Origin of the sequence: Catenulispora pinisilvae (assembly GCF_015356865.1) — a bacterium.
Lineage (GTDB): Bacteria > Actinomycetota > Actinomycetes > Streptomycetales > Catenulisporaceae > Catenulispora > Catenulispora pinisilvae.
In genome coordinates, this window is record NZ_JAAFZA010000393.1 from 1 (window position 1) to 6122 (window position 6122).

The following is a 6122-nucleotide window of genomic DNA, read 5'->3' on the forward strand; positions in this document are numbered from 1 at the left end:
GGGCCTTATCGTCGGCAGCGTCAGATGTTTATAAGAGACAGGCGACGCCAACCCCTGCGCCGCCGCGAAAGCCAACGCATACCCCCACGCCGGCCCGCCTCGCCCGGTCAGCACGAACACCGCCACACACGGCACCAGCCGTCCCAGCCCCTCCGTGGCCAGCGTCGCGGCATACCCGTGGAACTCCTGCCGCCCGCCCAGGATCCCGCGCACCCAATAACAGGCCGCGCCTACCCCCGCGGCCAGCAGCAACGCCCCGAACAGGTCCCACTGCCCCCGCAACGGACCCGACACCAACACCGGCGAAAGCGCCGCCAGCACCACCACCGTGATCGCGAACAGACACAGCGCGTGCCGCCGCGCCGTCCGCGCCACCGGTGCCAAAGGCCGCCGCCCGGCGACCGCCCGGCTCGTCGCCCGGCTGGTCTCCTGCTCCAAACCGACGAACACGCCGAGCGTCACCAGCCCCGCCAAGAAGTACAGCGAGGACAGCGCGGCGGCATCAGTGGGCGTCGAGGAGTGCCCGGTGACCGCCAGGAACACATACCCTGACAAGCCCACCAGCAGCAGCCCCGCAGCCATCCCGACGGAGGCCCTCATGCTCACCTCCGGTGCGGGAGTCCTCGGCGCCGATCATGCCCGGGGCGGAACGCGGGTAATCAGCCCTAAAAGCGGTATATGCCCCTCATGCGACGAGCCGCCGGCCTGTGGCGTCACGAACTGCTGGGGGTCCGCCTCGGCGTGCTCGCCCTCGTCCTGGCCCCGCTCGCACTGACGATCGCCTACACCCTGGCGACCCGCGGCATCTGGCTACACCCTCCAGACAGCCGCTATTACCTGACGATGACCTCGCGGGACATGGGCCACTCCGTCACCGACGCCGTAACCCGCACCCGCGCCGCCACCGGCTGGCGCCTGGCGCCGTGGTACTTCGCAGGGAACGAGCCCACCTGGCAGATGGTCAAGACCCGGGCGCTCTATCCGTTCCTCTCCATCCCGTTCGTCTGGGTGAGTGGCCTTAAGCACGGGACCATGTACGTCCCCTGCGCATCCGTCATCGCCTTCTGCTGGATCACGGCGCGAGTCCTCCAGCGCCTCTACGGTCCCGCGGTGGCCGCCCTCATCGCCGGGGCCTTCGGCCTGACCGTCACCGTCACCGGCCTGGTCTGGGCGACCACTGACGCCCTCTCCCTGGCGCTGTCCGCAGTCCTGGTCGCCAACCTGCCCATCGAACGCCGCGTGGCGCGCGTCAACCTGGTCTGGCTCGGCTTCGCCGGAGTCGCCCTGGCCCTGACCCGCCAAGTGGGCGTACTAGCGCCGGCGATGGCAGTAGCGGGGTGGGCCTGGGCCCTGGTCAGAGAGCGGACATGGCGCAACCCCTGGCTGGGCTCCATGGTCGTCACCGTCGTGGTCACCGGCGGGATGCAACTGGTGCTCGGAACGGTCGCGCACGTCGACACCCAGGGCATCGTGACGCGCGACCAGACGACGTTCAGCGGCGTGGTCCGGCAACTACTCCGCAACGCACGTACGGTCACCACAGGGGACCTGCGCTATATGTGGGACGACGACCGGCTTCTCTATGTGTTGCTCGGATCGGCCCTTCTCATGGCCCTACTCCGCTTCACCAAAGACCTGGCCGCGACCTTCTGGGGAGGCCTGGCTTCCGCATACGTACTCACCGCGGGAGTCGGCTTCAGCGCGGGGATGCGCTACGAGATCATCATGTTCCCCGCCGCCGCAGTCGCCGCCGGAGGCTTCGCAGCCTGGGCCCTCGACCAGCTGGGATCGCCGTTCCCGACGGTGCGCGAGCCGGAAGTCGAAGCGGACCTCAAGCGCGAACTGTGGATCCCCCAACTGGCGGGATGCGTAGTAGTGCTCGGGCTCTGTATCGCCGTCACCGCATTCGGCGGCTCCCACTCCACCGCGCCGACCCCCGCCTCGCCGTCCTTCCCCGCAGCCCAGGGCAGCCAGCCCTACGCAGTACGTCCCCTCGCAGAGCCCTCTGCCGAGGTAGCGCTCAAGGCGGCTCTGGCACAGGCGCTCGCCATCCTCAGCAAGAAGGACACCACCCTCGAAGGGTCCTTCGACTGGGTCCACGACCTGAAGTACCGCGTTACGAGCTCTACAGACCCCGGCTACGCGCGCCGCGCTAAAGACGGCACCACCATCACCCGCATCAACGCGATGACCGCCTCCGACATGACGGCGTTCTCGCAGGCCATCACCTTCAACGGGGCCGTCGAGCCCGGCACGCTCCAGATCGACTCCCGCCAAACCACCACCTACGGGCAGGACGTGGACTTCTCCGTGTCGGACAGCGCCGGAGTCCGCCACCAGGGCACGGCCACCACGCTCTACCCGATATGGTCCACGACCGACCCCGGATTGGTGACGGCGCTCGTCTACGCGCCGTGACCTTCGCGCCGCCCGGTACGGTGGACCCATGTCGGTGATCCCTGACCAAGCCGGACCCGGGCTGCCCGGACCCGTCCTGGAGACCCCGGTCGCGACCGCGGGCGCCATGCGAGACTTCGGCCGCCGCCTGGGCGCACTCCTGCGCCGCGGCGACCTCGTGGTGCTGACCGGCGACCTCGGGGCCGGCAAGACGACGTTCACCCAGGGCCTGGGCGAAGGGCTCGGCGTGCGCGGCCCCATCACCTCGCCGACCTTCGTCATCGCCCACGTGCACCCCTCGCTCACCGCTGGCGGGATCCCGCTGGTCCACGTCGACGCCTACCGGCTCGGCTCCCTGGACGAGCTCGACGACCTGGACCTGGACGCGGCCGTCGAGGAGTCGGTGACCGTGGTCGAGTGGGGCGAGGGCAAGGCGGAGGTCTTGGCCGACGACCGGCTGGACATCGTGATCTCGCGGGAGTTCGCCGAAGACCTCGACGAGCCCGGCGACTCCGACGTGCGCTGGGTCGTGGTGCGCGGGATCGGGGAGCGGTGGACGGACGCCGACCTGGCCGCGCTCGAAGAGCTCGCGGGCTGATCGCGCGCCTTTACAACGCCAGCCCCGACGCACGGCACCAGCCGCTGCGACATCCTTACGACACCACGGCTACGACACCACGACGACCGGCATGTCCTTCACCGTCGCGAACTGCCACACCGCCTGCGCGTCGTTCTGCGTCAGCCGCACGCCGCCGGTCTTCGTCCCGGCGGCCGGCTTCGAGGGCATCTGGTCCGGCGGCAGCGAGGCGATCGCGTCGAACCCGAACTTCGTCGGGCTCAGCCGGGTGCCCCACAACACCTCGTACTGCACGGCCGCGCCGTCGGAGGCCTTGCCGCTGGTCACCCACTTCGACACCTTGTAGGTGTCGGCGTCCGGCGTGATGGTGCCCGGCACCGCCTGCGCCGTCATCTGCACCTTGCTGTCGTCGCCGACCAGCCAGATCCGCGCCTTGGACAGGCTGTAGACCACCCGCTTGCCCTTGCCGCTGTCGGCGGGGAGCCCCAGCGACGGGTCCGCGGACGGGGCGACCGGCTGCCCGGCCTGGTTCGTCGAGGCCGCCGGCTGCTGTTTGACAGCGGCCGGCACCGGGGCCTTCGGCGCCGAGCCGTTCGCCTGGACGGCCAGCACACCCACGCCGACCAGGGCCGCGGCCGTGATCAGGGCGGCCGAGGCCATCGGGTTCACGCGGCTGCGCTTCACCCGCGCCGATGACCGCGGGGCGTTCTGCTGCTGGCTGGTCATGGGTCGTATGGTGCCAGAAAGATAGGCTGTGCGGGTGCTCCTGCTCGCCTTCGACACCGCCACCCCGGCCATCACCGTCGCCCTGCACGACGGCACACATGTGCTCGCCGAATCCACCACGGTGGACGCCCGGCGCACCGGGGAACTGCTCGCACCCGGCATCACCGCGGTCCTGACCGCCGCGGGACGTAAACCCGGGGAGTTGACCGGCGTCGCGGTCGGAGTCGGGCCCGGGCCGTTCACCGGGCTGCGCGTGGGATTGGTCACGGCGCGGGCCCTGGGCGACGCGCTCGGCATCCCGATCCACGGCGTCTGCACCCTCGACGTGGTCGCTTATCAGACCAAGACCGAAGAACCCTTCGCGGTCGCCACGGACGCGCGCCGCAAAGAGGTCTACTGGGCGCAGTACACGGATCGCTTCACTCGTTCGACGGAACCTGATGTGGCGCACCCGTCGCTCATCTCCGAGCGGCTGACCGGCCTTCCGGTCGCGGGGGAGGGCGCGGTCCTGTACCCGGAGGCGTTCCCTAAGGCGATCGGACCCCGACACCCCTCCGCAGGGGCTCTAGCAGAGCTCACCATCAGGCGTCTACAGAGCGACCCTGATTCCCTGATGTTCCCCGAGCCGCTCTACCTGCGCCGCCCGGACGCCGTCGAGCCGGGCACCCGCAAGCGTGTCTCCACAAGCTGACGGCGCGGTGCTCGTGATGGCCGCGACCCTGCGTCCGTTCCGGTGGTGGGACATCGAGACCGTGCGCCTTATAGAGCAGGACCTGTTCCCCGAGGACCCGTGGTCCGTGGAGATGTTCTGGTCCGAACTCGCGGACGCCCCGCACTCCCGCTACTACGTCATCGCCGAAGACGACGGCGAGATCGCCGGATACGCCGGCCTGATGTCGCAGCCGGGCGCCGACCAAGGCGCCATGGAGGGCTGGGTCCAGAACATCGCGGTGGCCCGCGCGCACCAGGGCCGGGGACTCGGGACAGTCCTCCTGGGGGCGCTTCTAGAAGAGGCACTGCGCAGGAAGTGCGTAGAGGTCTGGCTAGAGGTGCGCACCGACAACGACTCCGCACAGCGCCTCTACACCCGCCACGGCTTCGAGTCCGTCGGCATCCGCCGCGGCTACTACCAGCCCGGCAACCACGACGCGCTCATCATGAGGAAGGCACTGGCGTGACGGCACTCAAGGACTCACCTCTCGTCCTCGGTTTCGAGACCTCCTGCGACGAGACCGGCGTCGGCATCGTACGCGGCAACACCCTGCTGGCCGACGCCGTGGCCTCCAGCGTGGACGAGCACGCGCGCTTCGGCGGCGTGGTGCCCGAAGTCGCCAGCCGGGCCCACCTGGAGGCGATGGTCCCGACCGTCCAGCGCGCCCTCGCCGACGCCGGCGTCACCCTGGCCGACATCGACGCGATCGCCGTCACCGCCGGCCCCGGCCTGGCCGGCGCCCTGCTGGTCGGCGCGGCCGCCGCCAAGGCCTACGCGCTGGCCCTGGACAAGCCGATCTACGGCGTCAACCATCTGGCCGCCCACATCTGCGTGGACCAGCTGGAACACGGCCCGCTGCCCGAGGGCTGCGTCGCCATGCTGGTCTCCGGCGGCCACTCCTCACTGCTGTTCGTGCCCGACGTCACCGGCGACGTGCAACCACTCGGCCAGACCATCGACGACGCCGCCGGCGAGGCCTTCGACAAGGTGGCCCGAGTCCTAGGCCTCGGCTTCCCAGGCGGCCCGCTGATCGACAAGGCAGCGCGCGAAGGCGACCCGGAGGCGATCGCCTTCCCCCGCGGCCTCACCGGCCCCCGCGACGCCCCACTCGACTTCTCCTTCTCCGGCCTCAAGACATCCGTGGCGCGCTGGGTGGAGCGCCGCGAACGGGCCGGCGAAAAGATCCCCCTCGCCGACGTAGCCGCCTCCTTCCAGGAAGCAGTAGTAGACGTCCTAACCCGCAAAGCCATCCTCGCCTGCAAGGAGAACGGAGCGGACCACCTCCTGATCGGCGGCGGCGTCGCAGCCAACTCCCGCCTCCGCGTCCTGGCCGAGGAACGAGCCACCAAGGCCGGCATCCGAGTCCGCGTACCACGCCCCAACCTGTGCACGGACAACGGCGCCATGGTCGCCGCCCTGGGCTCGGAACTGGTACGCCGCGGCCGAGCCCCCTCGCACCTCGACTTCCCCTCCGACTCCTCCCAGTCGGTCGTGGACGTGGTGGTCCGATGAAGAACGAGACACTGATGTGGGAGGTACGCTGCGAACCCGGCAAGGCCGCGGCGGTGGAGGAGTGGATCCGCGCCATCATCGTCCCGCCCCTATGGGAGGACGAGCAGGTGGCGTCCTATAACGCCTACAGCTCCGTAGGCCAGGACGGGGAACGCGTAGTAGTAGTCATCGACTACCTAGGCACGGCCCCCACCACCC

At 70.0% G+C, this 6122-nt stretch carries 7 protein-coding genes and 1 pseudogene; 6 read left to right on the plus strand and 2 right to left on the minus strand.

Translation table 11 applies throughout. From position 1 onward, the window contains the following. A partial coding sequence (locus IZR01_RS54945) for a hypothetical protein (RefSeq protein ID WP_194927697.1) occupies positions 1-600 on the minus strand: 600 nt, incomplete at its 3' end. An 87-nt stretch (positions 601-687) separates the two neighbouring features. On the opposite strand from IZR01_RS54945, the gene IZR01_RS47510 reads away from it, so the two are divergent. Together IZR01_RS47510 and tsaE are read left to right on the plus strand one after the other, a co-directional pair. Beyond that, the gene (locus IZR01_RS47510; RefSeq protein ID WP_194927698.1) at positions 688-2418 is read left to right on the plus strand and encodes a hypothetical protein; all 1731 of its coding nucleotides are present in this window, start codon (positions 688-690) and stop codon (positions 2416-2418) included. 28 nt (positions 2419-2446) lie between these two features. Beyond that, positions 2447-2995: a tRNA (adenosine(37)-N6)-threonylcarbamoyltransferase complex ATPase subunit type 1 TsaE gene (gene tsaE / locus IZR01_RS47515; RefSeq protein WP_194899500.1), complete on the plus strand. Its 549-nt coding sequence runs from the start codon at positions 2447-2449 to the stop codon at positions 2993-2995. 69 nt (positions 2996-3064) lie between these two features. On the opposite strand, the gene IZR01_RS47520 is transcribed toward tsaE, so the two are convergent. Next, positions 3065-3700 (minus strand): hypothetical protein, encoded by a 636-nt coding sequence (locus tag IZR01_RS47520; protein ID WP_194899501.1) that lies wholly within the window; start codon positions 3698-3700, stop codon positions 3065-3067. A gap of 34 nt (positions 3701-3734) precedes the next feature. Between IZR01_RS47520 and tsaB the strand changes: the two genes are divergently transcribed. From tsaB to IZR01_RS47540, 4 genes and pseudogenes are all read left to right on the plus strand, one after another. Continuing rightward, positions 3735-4391: a tRNA (adenosine(37)-N6)-threonylcarbamoyltransferase complex dimerization subunit type 1 TsaB gene (gene tsaB / locus IZR01_RS47525; protein ID WP_194899502.1), complete on the plus strand. Its 657-nt coding sequence runs from the start codon at positions 3735-3737 to the stop codon at positions 4389-4391. A 16-nt stretch (positions 4392-4407) separates the two neighbouring features. Then, positions 4408-4878: a ribosomal protein S18-alanine N-acetyltransferase gene (rimI, locus tag IZR01_RS47530; protein WP_194899504.1), complete on the plus strand. Its 471-nt coding sequence runs from the start codon at positions 4408-4410 to the stop codon at positions 4876-4878. Further along, entirely contained in the window at positions 4875-5924 is a 1050-nt protein-coding gene (gene tsaD, locus IZR01_RS47535) for a tRNA (adenosine(37)-N6)-threonylcarbamoyltransferase complex transferase subunit TsaD (protein WP_194899503.1), read from the plus strand. The genes rimI and tsaD overlap by 4 nt, the downstream gene beginning before the upstream one ends. Next, positions 5921-6122, plus strand: a pseudogene (locus IZR01_RS47540) (hypothetical protein); the annotation flags it as partial. The gene tsaD and the pseudogene IZR01_RS47540, both read left to right, overlap by 4 nt.

Excerpts from the sequence above, each read along its gene's own strand:
- IZR01_RS47520 (WP_194899501.1), bottom strand. The coding sequence starts at position 3,700 with ATGACCAGCCAGCAGCAGAACGCCCCGCGGTCATCGGCGCGGGTGAAG.
- rimI (WP_194899504.1), top strand. The coding sequence starts at position 4,408 with ATGGCCGCGACCCTGCGTCCGTTCCGGTGGTGGGACATCGAGACCGTG.
- tsaE (WP_194899500.1), top strand. The coding sequence starts at position 2,447 with ATGTCGGTGATCCCTGACCAAGCCGGACCCGGGCTGCCCGGACCCGTC.
- IZR01_RS47510 (WP_194927698.1), top strand. The coding sequence starts at position 688 with ATGCGACGAGCCGCCGGCCTGTGGCGTCACGAACTGCTGGGGGTCCGC.